This window comes from Pseudomonadota bacterium (assembly GCA_038533575.1).
GTDB lineage: Bacteria > Pseudomonadota > Alphaproteobacteria > Rhodobacterales > Rhodobacteraceae > Shimia_B.
Map to the genome: position 1 here is coordinate 18,992 of JBCAYL010000004.1, position 13,271 is coordinate 32,262.

General features: G+C 65.0%; 15 protein-coding genes. All 15 read left to right on the forward strand.

Going from position 1 to position 13,271, the window contains the following annotated elements; genetic code table 11:
• Positions 1–278: 278 nt before the first annotated feature.
• On the forward strand, positions 279–611 hold the full coding sequence (locus AAFM92_15335) for a hypothetical protein (protein MEL7301750.1): 333 nt from the start codon (positions 279–281) through the stop codon (positions 609–611).
• A gap of 217 nt (positions 612–828) precedes the next feature.
• A complete protein-coding gene (gene rpsM / locus AAFM92_15340) occupies positions 829–1,197 on the forward strand; it encodes a 30S ribosomal protein S13 (protein ID MEL7301751.1) in 369 nt (122 codons plus the stop codon).
• A 15-nt stretch (positions 1,198–1,212) separates the two neighbouring features.
• Positions 1,213–1,602, forward strand: a complete 390-nt coding sequence (rpsK, locus tag AAFM92_15345) for a 30S ribosomal protein S11 (GenBank protein MEL7301752.1) — start codon at positions 1,213–1,215, stop codon at positions 1,600–1,602.
• A 133-nt stretch (positions 1,603–1,735) separates the two neighbouring features.
• Positions 1,736–2,752, forward strand: coding sequence for a DNA-directed RNA polymerase subunit alpha (locus tag AAFM92_15350; GenBank protein MEL7301753.1), 1,017 nt, complete (start codon positions 1,736–1,738; stop codon positions 2,750–2,752).
• Positions 2,753–2,876: 124 nt separating this feature from the next.
• Positions 2,877–3,293 carry a 50S ribosomal protein L17 gene (gene rplQ / locus AAFM92_15355; protein ID MEL7301754.1) on the forward strand — a complete coding sequence of 139 codons (417 nt, stop codon included), beginning with the start codon at positions 2,877–2,879 and terminating at the stop codon, positions 3,291–3,293.
• Positions 3,294–3,507: 214 nt separating this feature from the next.
• Positions 3,508–4,119 carry an autoinducer binding domain-containing protein gene (locus tag AAFM92_15360; protein ID MEL7301755.1) on the forward strand — a complete coding sequence of 204 codons (612 nt, stop codon included), beginning with the start codon at positions 3,508–3,510 and terminating at the stop codon, positions 4,117–4,119.
• Between the two features lie 59 nt (positions 4,120–4,178).
• Entirely contained in the window at positions 4,179–4,766 is a 588-nt protein-coding gene (locus AAFM92_15365; GenBank protein MEL7301756.1) for an acyl-homoserine-lactone synthase, read from the forward strand.
• Between the two features lie 90 nt (positions 4,767–4,856).
• Positions 4,857–6,200 (forward strand): replication-associated recombination protein A, encoded by a 1,344-nt coding sequence (locus AAFM92_15370; GenBank protein ID MEL7301757.1) that lies wholly within the window; start codon positions 4,857–4,859, stop codon positions 6,198–6,200.
• Between the two features lie 85 nt (positions 6,201–6,285).
• On the forward strand, positions 6,286–6,639 hold the full coding sequence (locus AAFM92_15375; GenBank protein ID MEL7301758.1) for a CrcB family protein: 354 nt from the start codon (positions 6,286–6,288) through the stop codon (positions 6,637–6,639).
• Complete coding sequence (locus AAFM92_15380) at positions 6,636–7,673, forward strand: RluA family pseudouridine synthase (GenBank protein MEL7301759.1); 1,038 nt, start codon at positions 6,636–6,638, stop codon at positions 7,671–7,673. The genes AAFM92_15375 and AAFM92_15380 overlap by 4 nt, the downstream gene beginning before the upstream one ends.
• On the forward strand, positions 7,673–8,323 hold the full coding sequence (locus AAFM92_15385) for an HAD-IA family hydrolase (GenBank protein MEL7301760.1): 651 nt from the start codon (positions 7,673–7,675) through the stop codon (positions 8,321–8,323). Before AAFM92_15380 ends, AAFM92_15385 begins: the two co-directional genes overlap by 1 nt.
• Positions 8,320–9,033 (forward strand): ATP12 family protein, encoded by a 714-nt coding sequence (locus tag AAFM92_15390; protein MEL7301761.1) that lies wholly within the window; start codon positions 8,320–8,322, stop codon positions 9,031–9,033. Before AAFM92_15385 ends, AAFM92_15390 begins: the two co-directional genes overlap by 4 nt.
• Before the next feature lie 299 nt (positions 9,034–9,332).
• Positions 9,333–10,349, forward strand: a complete 1,017-nt coding sequence (locus AAFM92_15395) for an amino acid ABC transporter substrate-binding protein (protein MEL7301762.1) — start codon at positions 9,333–9,335, stop codon at positions 10,347–10,349.
• 116 nt (positions 10,350–10,465) lie between these two features.
• Positions 10,466–11,704 (forward strand): ABC transporter permease subunit, encoded by a 1,239-nt coding sequence (locus AAFM92_15400; protein ID MEL7301763.1) that lies wholly within the window; start codon positions 10,466–10,468, stop codon positions 11,702–11,704.
• 4 nt (positions 11,705–11,708) lie between these two features.
• Positions 11,709–13,259 carry an amino acid ABC transporter permease gene (locus tag AAFM92_15405; protein ID MEL7301764.1) on the forward strand — a complete coding sequence of 517 codons (1,551 nt, stop codon included), beginning with the start codon at positions 11,709–11,711 and terminating at the stop codon, positions 13,257–13,259.
• Positions 13,260–13,271: the final 12 nt, after the last annotated feature.

Consider the following 13,271-nt stretch of genomic DNA (forward strand, 5'->3'; position numbering starts at 1 on the left):
GGGGCGGCGTGGGCTGGTTAGCGACTTTTCGTAACGCTACATTAATATGACAACAGATAAAGGTGTCGAATGTTCGGTTTGAGCACGTATCGAGAGATTTTCAGCGGTGATAGACGCACTAGCCTGCGTGCAATCCTCACGGTGGGCACTTGGCTCATGGCCGCGTGTTTCGCCGTATCCACGGGAGTATCGTATGCCCCGATTGATGTGGCTACGCCAACTGCTCTCTTCCTCGCTATTGCACTTGCATTCGCCGGAACGACGATCAACCTCGACTAATGCCAGACGATTTGATGTTGGCGGCGGCTTCGTCAGCCATTGCACTTGGAGTGGGTGTAGCCGCCATGTTCGCCCTGGTAGTGTGTAAGTGTCACATCAATCACGATGGAACGCTAGCTCGGCAGAAGATTGTTTCTGCATTCCTACTTGGTGCCCTGATCTACACCCTTATGGTGCTCGTAGTGTCTCAGCTCTTTGTAAAGGGGCCTGAGATTGATGAGCTAATCCGAAGTGGGTTTGGTAACGAGCGTCTCGGCTACTTGCTAGCAGGCGTGTTCTTGGACAGTTCTTTAAGGTTCTGGGAAATGTTTCGAGACAGGGCTGCCGCCTGAAGCAAACAACCTCTAGCCAACTGTGCCGTTCGCTTAGAGTTACATTGCACCACTTGACGCCTGCGCGGATTCGCCATAGCTGCACGCATCTTGGATAACGCGGGCCTCTTCGGGCGCGCTGATCACCTCTCCATCGAGGCCAGCGCGCATGCCGGGCCTTTGTCTGTGAAAAAAGGGTCTGGCATTACGGACCCGCAGCTTCGAAAGGAATACCGCCTTGGCACGTATCGCCGGCGTGAACATCCCCACCGCCAAGCGCGTCCCCATCGCGCTCACCTACATCCACGGCATTGGCCACACCACGGCCAAGGGCATCTGCGAGGCCGTGAACATCGACGCCACCCGTCGCGTCAATGAGCTCAGCGACGCCGAGGTCCTCGCGATCCGCGAGCACATCGACGCCAACCTGACCGTCGAGGGCGACCTGCGCCGCGACGTGCAGATGAACGTGAAGCGCCTGATGGATCTCGGCTGCTACCGTGGCCTGCGCCACCGCCGGAACCTTCCGGTGCGCGGCCAGCGCACGCACACCAACGCTCGCACGCGCAAGGGGCCCGCAAAGCCCATCGCCGGCAAGAAGAAGTAAGGGAGGCCCCGAGACATGGCACGTGATCGTCGCGCTCCCAAGCGCAAGGTATCCAAGAACATCGCGTCGGGCGTGGCCCACGTGAATTCCTCGTTCAACAACACGAAGATCCTCATCTCCGACGTGCAGGGCAACGCCATCGCGTGGTCCTCCTCTGGGACGATGGGCTTCAAGGGCTCGCGGAAATCGACGCCCTACGCCGCGCAGATGGCCGCCGAAGATGCGGGCCGCAAGGCACAGGACCACGGCGTCAAGACGCTCGAGGTCGAGGTGCAGGGCCCGGGCTCCGGCCGCGAGAGCGCGCTGCGCGCCTTCGCCGCGCTCGGCTTCACCGTCACCTCGATCCGTGACGTGACGCCCATCGCGCACAACGGATGCCGGCCGCCCAAGCGCCGCCGCGTCTGACCAGACTTCACGGGCGGGCGCCCTGCGCCCGTCTCACCCGGATGGGGTGCCGCAACGCCCTACCCACGACATTCGAAGACCCTCGGGACGCCCGCGCAACCGGATCCAACGCGCGGGCAAGAATGGAGGCACTATGATCCACAAGAATTGGGCCGAGCTCATCAAACCGACGCAGCTCGAGGTCAAACCCGGCAACAACCCGACCATGAATGCGACAGTCGTCGCCGAACCGCTCGAGCGCGGCTTCGGCCTGACACTCGGCAACGCGCTGCGGCGCGTGCTGATGTCCTCGCTCCAGGGCGCGGCCATCACGAGCGTGCAGATCGACAATGTGCTGCACGAATTCTCCTCGGTGGCAGGCGTCCGTGAGGACGTGACTGACATCGTGCTGAACATGAAGGGTGTGGCCATCCGCATGGAAACCGAAGGCCCCAAGCGCCTCTCGATCTCCGCCAAGGGGCCGGGCGTCGTCACCGCGGCCGACATCTCCGAGAGCGCGGGCATCGAGGTCCTGAACAAGGATCACGTCATCTGCCACCTCGACGAGGGCGCGGATGTCTTCATGGAGCTGACGGTCAACACCGGCAAGGGCTACGTCGCCGCCGACAAGAACCGCCCGGAAGATGCGCCCATCGGACTTATGCCGATCGATGCGATCTATTCGCCGGTGCGGCGCGTCTCATACGACGTGCAGCCTACCCGCGAGGGCCAGGTGCTCGACTATGACAAGCTGACCATGAAGATCGAGACCGACGGCTCGATCACGCCGGACGACGCCGTGGCCTATGCCGCGCGCATCCTGCAGGACCAGCTCGGCATCTTCGTGAACTTCGACGAACCGGAAAGCGCGCAGGCCGCGCAGGACGACGACGGTCTCGAGTTCAACCCGCTCCTCCTGAAGAAGGTGGACGAGCTCGAGCTTTCGGTGCGTTCGGCGAACTGCCTGAAGAACGACAACATCGTCTATATCGGCGATCTGATCCAGAAGACCGAGGCAGAGATGCTGCGGACGCCGAACTTCGGCCGCAAGTCCCTGAACGAGATCAAGGAAGTGCTTTCGGGCATGGGCCTGCATCTCGGCATGGATGTCGAGGATTGGCCGCCGGACAACATCGAGGACCTCGCCAAGAAGTTCGAGGACAATTTCTAAGACCGGGCGCCACGAATTTTTGCAAGAATTCGTGGTCCCGAACCCAGGGCAATCCCGCCCCAATAACGCGAGGGTCTTCCAACGCAGAAGGCCCCGAGACAAAGCATAAAGAAGGATTGAAACCATGCGTCACGCCCGCGGATACCGCCGCCTGAACCGAACCCATGAGCACCGCAAGGCCATGTTCTCCAACATGGCCGGGTCGCTTATCGAACATGAACAGATCAAGACCACGCTGCCCAAGGCCAAGGAGCTGCGCCGTGTCGTCGAGAAGCTCGTCACGCTCGGCAAGAAGGGCGATGCCCATGCCAAGCGCCTCGCCGCGTCGCGCCTCAAGCAGACCGCCCATGTGGACAAGCTCTTCGACGTGCTCGGACCGCGCTACAAGGAGCGCAATGGCGGCTACGTGCGCGTGCTGAAAGCGGGCTTCCGCTACGGTGACATGGCGCCCATGGCGATCATCGAGTTCGTGGACCGTGACGTCGCGGCGAAGGGCGCAGCCGACAAGGCGCGCCTCGAGGCGGAGGAGGCCGACGCTTGAGCGCGGCCAGGCACACCTGAGAGTTGAACGGGCCCCGCTGCATCGCAGCGGGGCCTTTCTTTTGCGGCGCGGCGCGATTTACCTTAGGGTCAGCCTATCCTTGATTTTAACTCTTTTTTAACGTTTGGTCCCCCGGTGGACTTTTGAAGGAGCGACCGAGCGCTACTTCAATCAGGGGTTGAAATACGTTAACAAATAGGCGCTCAATATTTCTATGTCTGGTAAATCTGGTCTCGACGAGATCTTGGCTGAAATCGCGCATCTGTCGCCCGCCGGGTACTTCCTCGGGCTTCATATCCGATTCACATCGCCGCTCATGACCCTCCAGACATTCCCACAAGACTGGATCGAGGCCTACACGGCCAAGGGCTACGCGCTCCGTGATCCTGTTGTCGCGTGGGGCTTCGGCCAGGAGGGACCCTCCCGCTGGAGCGAAATCGAGATCCCCGATCCATTCGGAATCCTGAAGGAGGCTGCCTCCCACGGATTGCGGTATGGTGCGGTCGTGCCGATGGGAGAGCTCCGTTCAAGGACCATCGCTTCGGTCGCCCGGTCGGATCGGGAATTCTCGGATGCCGAGATCGCTGTGATCTCGCATCACGTCGAGCGTCTGCACAAGTTCACGCAGCCGCCCGAGCGCCTCACCGAGGCGCAGATTACCGCTCTGCGTTTTATCGCTGCGGGGGACCGGCATCTGGCAGCTGCTGCCAAGCTTAACATCTCCGAAAGCGCCCTGAAGGCGCGGCTCACGGCGGCGCGTGAAAAGCTATTCGCGCGCACCACGGCCGAGGCCATTCAGAGGGCCAAGGATTACGGGCTGCTTTAGACGTCGTGCTCCCAAGGGGAAGCGTAGAGTGTCTTTGCCAATGTAACCTGGGGAATACCATGCAAACGACGACTCTTTCTTTCGCCAATCTACACAACCATGGCGAGCTCTTTGCCAATGTGCTTCGCGCACGCAGGCAGTCCTTCATTGTGCAGAACAAATGGGACCTGCCGGAAGCCATGGGCATGGAATACGACCAATACGACACGCCCGCGAGCCGGTGGGTGGCGGTGCACGAATTCGGACAGGTCTATGCCGGAATCCGACTGACGCCCACCACGGCCCGGTGCGGGATCTACAGCTACATGATCCGCGATGCCCAGCTGGGGCTCCTGGACACGATCCCGCAATCGCTCCTCTACGACGAGGCGCCGGTGGCCGAGAACATCTGGGAATCGAGCCGTGTCTTCGTGAGCCACGCCACGCCCCAGAGGATCCGCCGGCGGGTCCACGCGATGCTCATCATGGAGATGAGCCGCGCCGCGCGCGAGCTCGGCGCCGCGCAGGTGCTGGGGCTCATTCCCGCGAACTGGCCGCGCTGGACGCGACGCTGCGGGCTCGACGGGGTGGCCGCGGGCCCAGTCATGGAGCTCGACGGCATCGCCAACCAGTGCGTGATGCTCAACCTCGCGGAGAAGCTGCACTAGGCGCGCCGCGCCACGGTCGCTCTGCCAGAAAGGGGCTCCGGCGCGCCGGGGCCCCTTTTCTATGCCCGCGCGCTGGCCCATGCTGGCGCCATGGCCGATCTCTTCAGCAGCACCGAGGGCCCTGTCGGCGACGGCACGGAGGGCCCCGCCGACCAGCCGGGTAGCGCAGCACCGCGCCCCCTGGCCGACCGGCTGCGCCCGGCGGCGCTGGGCGAGGTCATCGGGCAGCGTCAGGTCCTCGGGCCCGAGGCCCCGCTCGGGGTCATGCTCGCCGCAGGATCCCTCGGATCGCTCATCTTCTGGGGGCCGCCCGGCGTGGGCAAGACCACGATCGCGCGCCTTCTTGCCGATGCCACGGACCGCCATTTCGTGCAGCTCTCGGCGATCTTCTCGGGCGTGCCCGAGCTGCGGCGGGTGTTCGAGGCGGCCAAGCTCAGGCGCTCGCAGGGGCGCGGGACGCTTCTTTTCGTGGACGAGATCCACCGTTTCAACAAGGCGCAGCAGGACGGCTTCCTGCCGCACATGGAGGACGGCACGATCCTCCTCGTGGGCGCGACGACGGAGAACCCGTCCTTCGAGCTCAATGCCGCGGTCCTCTCTCGCGCGCAGGTGCTCGTGCTGGAGCGGCTCTCGGATGCCGATCTCGAGGAGATGCTCGTGCGGGCGGAAGCCGCGCTCGAGCACGCCCTCCCGCTTGCAGCAGAGGCGCGCGCGGTGCTTCGGGAGATGGCCGATGGCGACGGGCGTGCACTCCTCAATCTCGTGGAACAGGTGGCGGCCTGGGACGTGGACGCGCCGCTCGACAGCGCGGCGCTCTCGGCACGTCTCATGCGCCGCGCGGCGCAGTACGACAAATCCGGAGACGCCCACTACAACCTCATCTCCGCGCTCCACAAATCCGTGCGCGGCTCGGACCCGGACGCCGCGCTCTACTGGCTGGCGCGCATGCTCGAGGGCGGCGAGGATCCCCGCTATCTCGCGCGGCGCATCACGCGCATGGCGGTGGAGGATATCGGCCTCGCCGATCCGCAGGCCGCTGCCATCTGTCGGGAGGCGTGGGAGATCTACGAGCGGCTCGGCAGCCCCGAGGGCGAGCTCGCGCTCGCGCAGGCTGTCACCTATCTCGCCCTCGCGCCAAAATCGAATGCCGGCTACGAGGCCTACAAGGCCGCCCGCCGCCTCGCGAAGGAGACGGGCTCCGCGCCGCCGCCGAAGCACATCCTCAACGCCGCCACGGACCTCATGAAAGAACAGGGCTACGGGGCAGGCTACGCCTATGACCACGACGCCGAGGGCGGCTTTTCCGGGCAGAACTACTTTCCCGACGGTATGGAGCGGCCCGAGCTCTACATGCCGGTGGAGCGGGGCTTCGAGCGGGATCTGAAGAAGCGGGTGGCGTATTTCCAGAAGCTTCGAGCTCAAAAGGAGCGCTGAGAAGGCATTTGCAAAAGCCTTCAGGGCGCCTCGAAGCGCCTTTGCGCCGGTTGACACTCCGGTGCTTCGCTTACATGGCGAGCGCATGTGGCAGATGCTGGGATACGTGGCGCTCGGGGGGGCCTTGGGCTCCGTGATGCGCGCGCTGGTGGGGATGGGAGTGGCCTTCCCCTTCGGCACGCTCACGGTCAACGCTTTGGGGTCCTTTGCCATCGGCATCGCCTGGGCGCTCGGGGTCTCGAAGATGCCGGGCCTCTACCCCTTCCTGATGGTTGGGCTTCTCGGCGGGTTCACGACCTTCTCCACCTTCTCGCTCGACGTGCTCCGGCTCTACGAAGGCGGGCAGGGGGCGGGTGCGCTCGGCTACATCCTGGCCTCGCTCGTCTTGAGCATCGGTGCTGTCGTGCTTGGCCTGGCCCTCGGAGGGCGGGTGTCATGAGCCGCGTCCAGACCATCGAGATCGAAGCGGGCGACGCGGGCCAGCGGCTCGACCGTTTTCTCAAGCGTGCCTTCCCGCAGCTGGGGCAGGGGCGGATCGAGAAGATGTGCCGCAAGGGCGAGCTCAGGCTCGATGGCGGACGGGTGAAAGCCTCCACGCGCGTGGAGGCGGGCCAGATGCTGCGCGTGCCGCCCCTGCCAGATCCAGCCGCACCGAAGCCCGCGCTCAGCGTGCCCGACCGAGACGCGGAGATGATCCGTGCAGCGGTGATCTACCGTGACGACCACATCATCGCGCTGAACAAGCCGCCCGGGCTTCCCGTGCAAGGCGGCTCGAAGCTCACCCGCCATGTGGACGGGATGGGGGCTGCCCTGCGCTTCGGCCTTGAGGAGAACCCGCGCCTCGTGCACCGGCTCGACAAGGATACCTCGGGCGTCCTGATCATGGCGCGGAGCCGCGCCGTGGCCGCTGGCCTGACAGAGGCCTTCCGGCACCGCGCCACGCGCAAGATTTACTGGGCCGCCGTGGCCGGTGTCCCTACGCCACGCGCCGGAACGATCAAGTATGGCCTTGTGAAAGCCCCGGGCCACGGCGCGGGCGGCGAGGGCGAGAAGATGCATGTCGTCCATCCCGACGCCGTCGATGAGACGCCGGGCGCGCAGCGCGCGGTGACCGATTTCACCGTCATCGAGGCGCTGGGGACGCGCGCTTGCTGGATGGCGCTCGTGCCGGTGACGGGGCGCACCCATCAGCTTCGCGCCCATATCGCTGCGCTGGGGCACCCGATCGTGGGCGATGGCAAATACGGCGGCTCCGGCCAAGAGAATCTCGGCGATGGCTGGGGCGCGGGGCTCGGCGGCGCGTTTTCGAAAAAGCTCCACCTCCACGCCCGCTCGCTCACACTCGAGCACCCGGTGACAGGCGCGGAGCTTCACCTCACCGCCCCGCTCCCCGAGCACATGGCGCGCACCTGGGCCGAGCTCGGCTGGGACCCGGCGGAGGCCGTCATCGACCCGTTCGAGGCGCTTGAGTGATGCGGTTCGTACTCTTCGACGTGGACGGGACGCTGGTAGACAGCCAGGCCCATATCGTGGGCTCCATGGCGGAGGCGTTCCGGTCGCTCGACCTGCCCGCGCCCACGCGCGCGCAGACCCTCTCCATCGTCGGGCTGTCGTTGCCACAGGCCATGGCGACGCTCGCGCCCGGCGGGCCGGTGGAAGCGCTCGTGGAGGGCTATAAGCAAAGCTACCAGGACCTGCGCGCCAGCCACGGCGAGGCGCAGGGCTCCCCGCTCTACGCCGGCATCCGGGAGCTGCTCCACGGCCTCCACGGGGAGCCCGAGACGCTCCTCGGCGTGGCGACGGGCAAGTCGAAGCGCGGGCTCGATCACGTCATGGAAACCCATGATCTAGCAGGCTTTTTCATCACGCGACAGGATGCGGACGGGCATCCCTCGAAGCCGCACCCTTCCATGGCGCTGGCCGCGCTCGCCGAGGCCGGACTCGAGACAGGGGTCATGGTGGGGGACACCACATTCGACATGGAGATGGGCCGCGCGGCGGGCATGGCGACGGTGGCGGTGACCTGGGGCTACCATGCGCCGGAACGGCTCGCTCCTCTGGCGGACCGCGTGGTGAGCGACATGGCCGCGCTGAGACAGGCAATCGACGAGGTGAGCCCATGAGCGAATGGCAGGCGAAGCGCTTCTGGAAGACCGCGACGGTGGAGACGGCCGCTGACGGCTTTACGGTGACGCTCGACGGGCGCGCGGTGAAGACCCCGGGCAAATCGCTCCTCGTGGTGCCCACGCGGGCCATGGCGGAGGCCGTTGCCGCGGAATGGGACGCGCAGGAGGAGATCATCGACCCGCGGACGATGCCGGTGACGCGCGCGGCCAACTCGGTCATCGAGAAGATCGTGCCGCAGCGCGCGGCAGTCATCGAGGCGCTGGCAGAATACGGCGCGAGCGACCTGATCTGCTATCGCGCGGAGCGCCCGCAAGAGCTCGTGGCGCGGCAGGTGGCGGCGTGGGACCCGCTCCTCGCCTGGGCGCGGGAGGAGCTTGGGGCCGAGCTCCGGACGACGACAGGCGTCATGTTCGCTGCACAGAGCGCCGAGGCGCTCGTGGCACTGCGAAAGCCGCTCGAGGCGGCGTCGGACTATGCGCTGGCAGGGCTCCACGATCTCATCATGCTCTCAGGCTCCCTCGTGATCGGGCTGAAGGCGCGCGAGGCGGCGGACCCCGACCCGCTCTGGGAGGCGAGCCGCGTGGACGAGACCTTCCAGGCCGATGAATGGGGCTACGACGAGGAAGCTGTGGAGGCCGCGGAGGCCAAGCGGGCCGCTTTCCGCGACGCGCATCGATTCTTTCAGCTCTCCGGACCGGCCGGCTAAGGCCGGGAAAGCGCGCCGGGGCTCGCCTTGTCGCGGTGGGTGGGCTCAGGGGTGCTTAGCGACTGTCCAAGGCCCCGCCTTGAGCGCCCAGCAAAGCGGCAGCCCTTGTATGATTTGCAGGCAATGCTGAAAAAATGAGATTTACGCGGCGATTTCGGCCCAGCCTGTTGACGATGGCCGGGGAATTTGCCCAAACTTTGGGCCATTGCCAGGAGGGAGACTAGCTGGCGATGGGCGGCGTTCTACGTCGCCTTTCATGAAACCGGCCAAGACCGGTCGGATATCAGGAAGAGGTAAACATGAAAAAATCTGTCATTTTGGGCGCACTGACCGTCGCCGGCATGGCTGCAGGCGCTGCAAGCGCGGCCACGCTCGACGATGTGCAAGCCCGTGGCACTCTGAACTGCGGCGTGACGACCGGCGTCCCCGGTTTCGCCGAGCCGGACGCGGATGGCGTCTGGCAGGGCTTTGACGTGGCCGTGTGCCGCGCCGTTGCCGCAGCAGTTCTCGGTGACCCGACTGCCGTCGAATTCGTGCCGACCACCGGTAAGACGCGCTTCACGGCGCTCGCATCCGGCGAGATCGACATGCTTGCACGGAACACGACGTGGACCTTCTCCCGCGACGTGGACCTCAAGTTCGAATTCACTGGCGTGAACTACTACGACGGTCAGGGCTTCATGGTCCCCGCCGATCTTGGTGTGACCTCCGCGGCCGACCTCGACGGCGCCACGGTGTGCATCCAGACGGGTACGACGACCGAGCTGAACCTCGCGGACTTCTTCCGCTCCAACAACATCTCCTACGAGCCCGTCCCGATCGAGACCGGTTCCGAGGCGGTGCAGCTCTTCCTTGCAGGCTCCTGCGACGTCTACACCACGGACCGCTCCGCGCTCGCCGCGCAGCGTGCCAACTTCCCGACGCCGTCCGATTACATCGTGCTGCCGGAAGTGGTCTCCAAAGAGCCGCTCGGCCCGCTCGTGCGCCACGGCGACAACGACTGGGGCGACATCGTGCGCTGGACGCTCAACGCGCTCATCACGGCCGAAGAGCTTGGCGTGACCTCCGAGAACATCGAGGAGCTCGCAGCCGGCACCGACAACCCCGAAGTGAACCGCCTGCTCGGTTCCGAGGGCACGCTCGGCGAGATGCTCGGGCTCGACGGCCAGTGGGCCATGCGCGCCATCATGGCCGAAGGCAACTACGGTGAGATCTTCGACAACAACATCGGCGAAGCCACCAATATCGGCCTTGCACGCGGGCTCAACGCACAGTGGACCGATGGCGGCCTGCTGTACTCCCCGCCGTTCCGTTAAGGACATCCAGGAAAGGGCGCGGTCACCCCGCGCCCTTTTCACATCCAGAATAAGCGAGGGGCATTGGCAGAGCGCGACAAGCGCCGGAGAGGCCCCCCAGCCAGCAGAGGACGACCATGTCCACGATTTCCGAAGAGCGTCTCGATAGCGGCCATGGCGGAGCCCCCTCGGGCTTCAAGCTGGGCATGCTGCTCAACGACACGCGCTACCGCTCCTACACGTTCCAGTTCATCGCGCTCGTGTTGCTGATCCTGTCGATCAGCTACCTCGTGTCCAACCTGATCGCGAACCTGGAGGAGGCTGGCCTCAATATCTCCTGGGCGTTCCTCGCGGAGCCCGCGGGCTACGACATCAACCAGCGCCCCATCGAATACGACTCGCAATCGACCCATGCCCGCGCCTCGATCGTGGGCGCGATCAACACGCTGATCGTGGCATTCCTCGCCTGTGTGACGGCGACGATCCTCGGCGTGGTCGCCGGTGTCTTGCGGCTCTCCAACAACTGGATCGTGGCCCGGCTCATGAGCGTCTATGTCGAGGCGTTCCGCAACGTGCCGGTCCTGATCTGGATCCTGATCATCTTCCTGGCGATGTCGAACGCCTTCCCGCAGCCTCGCGCCTTCCGGGGCGAGGCTCCGGATGCGGAGATGTGGCTCGGGCTCTTCGCCTTCACCAACCGCGGGGTCTATGCGCCGTCCTTCATCAACGGGGCGGGCTCCACGATCTTCTGGATCGTCTGCGTGCTCAGCATCGTGGGCGTCTTCGCCTACCGCCGCTATGCCAAGAAGCTCCTTTACGATACGGGGCGGCTCCTGCCCATGGGTTGGCCCTCGCTGGCGATCCTGATTGTGCCGCCGGTGCTGGCCTTCTTCTTGCTCGGCAGCCCTGTCTCACTCGAGACGCCGGAACTGCGCGGGTTCAACTTCCAGGGCGGTGTCCACCTGCGCCTGTCGCTCATCGCGCTCTGGTTTGCGCTGGCGATCTATACCGGCGCCTTCATCGCCGAGAACGTGCGCGCGGGCATCATGGCCATATCAAAGGGTCAGACCGAGGCCGCCGGCGCGCTGGGCCTGCGCCCCGGGCGCATCATGAACCTCGTGATCCTGCCGCAGGCGCTGCGCGTCATCATCCCGCCGCTCATCTCGCAGTATCTCAACATCACGAAGAACTCTTCGCTCGCCATCGCCGTGGGCTACATGGACATCACCGGCACGCTCGGGGGCATCACGCTCAACCAGACGGGCCGCGCGATCGAGGCGATTCTCCTTCTGATGCTCTTCTACCTGCTCGTGAGCCTCGCGATCTCTGCGATCATGAACGTCTACAACAACTCCGTGAAGCTGAAGGAGCGTTGATCCCATGAGCGATACGCATTCCGAATCCGTAGGCTTCGTCCGCAAGACCTTCATCGAGCCTGCCCCGCCTCCGGCGCGCGAGGCCGGCGCGGTGAAATGGCTGCGCGAGAACCTCTTCTCCGGTGTCGTGAACTCGGCACTGACGATCCTGTCGATCATCTTCATCGTGTGGATCGCCGTGAGCGTCTATCCGTGGTTCGCCAATGCCGCCTATGGCACGTCGAGCCTCGCCGAATGCCGCGAGGTCCTCGAGGGCGTGAATGCGGCCTGCTTCAGCGTGCTGCAGGAACGTGGAAACCAGATGCTCTTTGGCATCGCTTATCCGTCCGAACAGTATTGGCGGCCGCTTCTGGCCTTCGTGCTGCTCTTCGTGTGTGCGGTGCCGGTGCTCTTCTCGCAATATGTGCCGCGGCAGACGCTGATCGGGACCGCACTCTATCCCTTCTTCGCCTATTGGCTGATCTGGGGCGGGACCCTCTGGCTCTCCATCGCGATCCTTGGGCTGCTCATCGCGGCCTACTTCGTGCCGAAGGTCATCGCGGGCCTTCCCGATGGCGCGCGGTCGGGGCTGGGCCTCGTCGTGGGCGGCGCGACCGGCCTCCTATTGGCCTATTGGCTCGCCGTGGGCGGGCTCAATCTCTGGGGCCTGGCCAGCGGCTTTGCCGAGGGCGGCGGCACCGGCGGCATGATCGGTGCGGTGCTCTTCTACGCCATGGCGGCCTTCGTGGCGGTGACCTTCATCCCAATGGGCATCTTCACCGCCTATGCTGTCTGGCAGAGCGCGGAGCGCGGCCTGCTTCTTTCGACGGTCACGACGATCGCCTTCCTCTTCGTGGCGCTGAACTTCGTGGCTGGGCCACTCGCGGGCGTGCTCAACGGGATCGTCCCGATCGAGCTCGAGGCCGTGGCCTCCCGTGACCTCGGGGGCTTCATGCTCAACATGATCCTCGGCACGGTCTGCGTGTCGCTCTCGATCCCGCTGGGCATCCTGCTGGCGCTTGGGCGGCAATCCTCGCTGCCCTTCATCAAAGGCGTCTGCGTCGTCTTCATCGAGTTCATCCGCGGCGTGCCGCTTATCACGCTGCTTTTCGTGGCGAACGTGGTGTTGGCCTATTTCTTCCCACCGGAGAGCAACATCGACCTCGTGCTGCGCGTGATCATCATGATCACGATGTTCGCCGCGGCCTATATCGCCGAGGTGATCCGCGGCGGCCTCGCGGCACTGCCGCGCGGGCAGTACGAGGCGGCCGACAGCCTCGGCCTCGATTACGGGCAGGCCACGCGGCTCATCATCCTGCCGCAGGCGCTGAAGATCTCGATCCCGGGGATCGTGAACGTGGCGGTGGGCCTCTTCAAGGACACCACGCTTGTCTCGGTCATCTCGATGTTCGACCTCGTGGGCGCGATCCGCGGCCCGATACTCGGCTCCGCTGACTGGGCGGGGATCTACTGGGAGGCGTTCGGCTTTGCGGCGCTCCTCTTTTTCGTCGTCTGCTACGGCATCTCGCAATATTCGCAGTGGCTCGAGCGCGAGCTGGCGACCGATCACAGATAAGCGGCCCGGCGG

Coding starts and splice junctions, on each gene's coding strand:
- AAFM92_15335 (MEL7301750.1), top strand. CDS start 279: ATGCCAGACGATTTGATGTTGGCGGCGGCTTCGTCAGCCATTGCACTT.
- rpsK (MEL7301752.1), top strand. CDS start 1,213: ATGGCACGTGATCGTCGCGCTCCCAAGCGCAAGGTATCCAAGAACATC.
- AAFM92_15350 (MEL7301753.1), top strand. CDS start 1,736: ATGATCCACAAGAATTGGGCCGAGCTCATCAAACCGACGCAGCTCGAG.
- rplQ (MEL7301754.1), top strand. CDS start 2,877: ATGCGTCACGCCCGCGGATACCGCCGCCTGAACCGAACCCATGAGCAC.
- AAFM92_15360 (MEL7301755.1), top strand. CDS start 3,508: ATGTCTGGTAAATCTGGTCTCGACGAGATCTTGGCTGAAATCGCGCAT.
- AAFM92_15365 (MEL7301756.1), top strand. CDS start 4,179: ATGCAAACGACGACTCTTTCTTTCGCCAATCTACACAACCATGGCGAG.
- AAFM92_15370 (MEL7301757.1), top strand. CDS start 4,857: ATGGCCGATCTCTTCAGCAGCACCGAGGGCCCTGTCGGCGACGGCACG.
- AAFM92_15375 (MEL7301758.1), top strand. CDS start 6,286: ATGTGGCAGATGCTGGGATACGTGGCGCTCGGGGGGGCCTTGGGCTCC.
- AAFM92_15380 (MEL7301759.1), top strand. CDS start 6,636: ATGAGCCGCGTCCAGACCATCGAGATCGAAGCGGGCGACGCGGGCCAG.
- AAFM92_15385 (MEL7301760.1), top strand. CDS start 7,673: ATGCGGTTCGTACTCTTCGACGTGGACGGGACGCTGGTAGACAGCCAG.
- AAFM92_15390 (MEL7301761.1), top strand. CDS start 8,320: ATGAGCGAATGGCAGGCGAAGCGCTTCTGGAAGACCGCGACGGTGGAG.
- AAFM92_15395 (MEL7301762.1), top strand. CDS start 9,333: ATGAAAAAATCTGTCATTTTGGGCGCACTGACCGTCGCCGGCATGGCT.
- AAFM92_15400 (MEL7301763.1), top strand. CDS start 10,466: ATGTCCACGATTTCCGAAGAGCGTCTCGATAGCGGCCATGGCGGAGCC.
- AAFM92_15405 (MEL7301764.1), top strand. CDS start 11,709: ATGAGCGATACGCATTCCGAATCCGTAGGCTTCGTCCGCAAGACCTTC.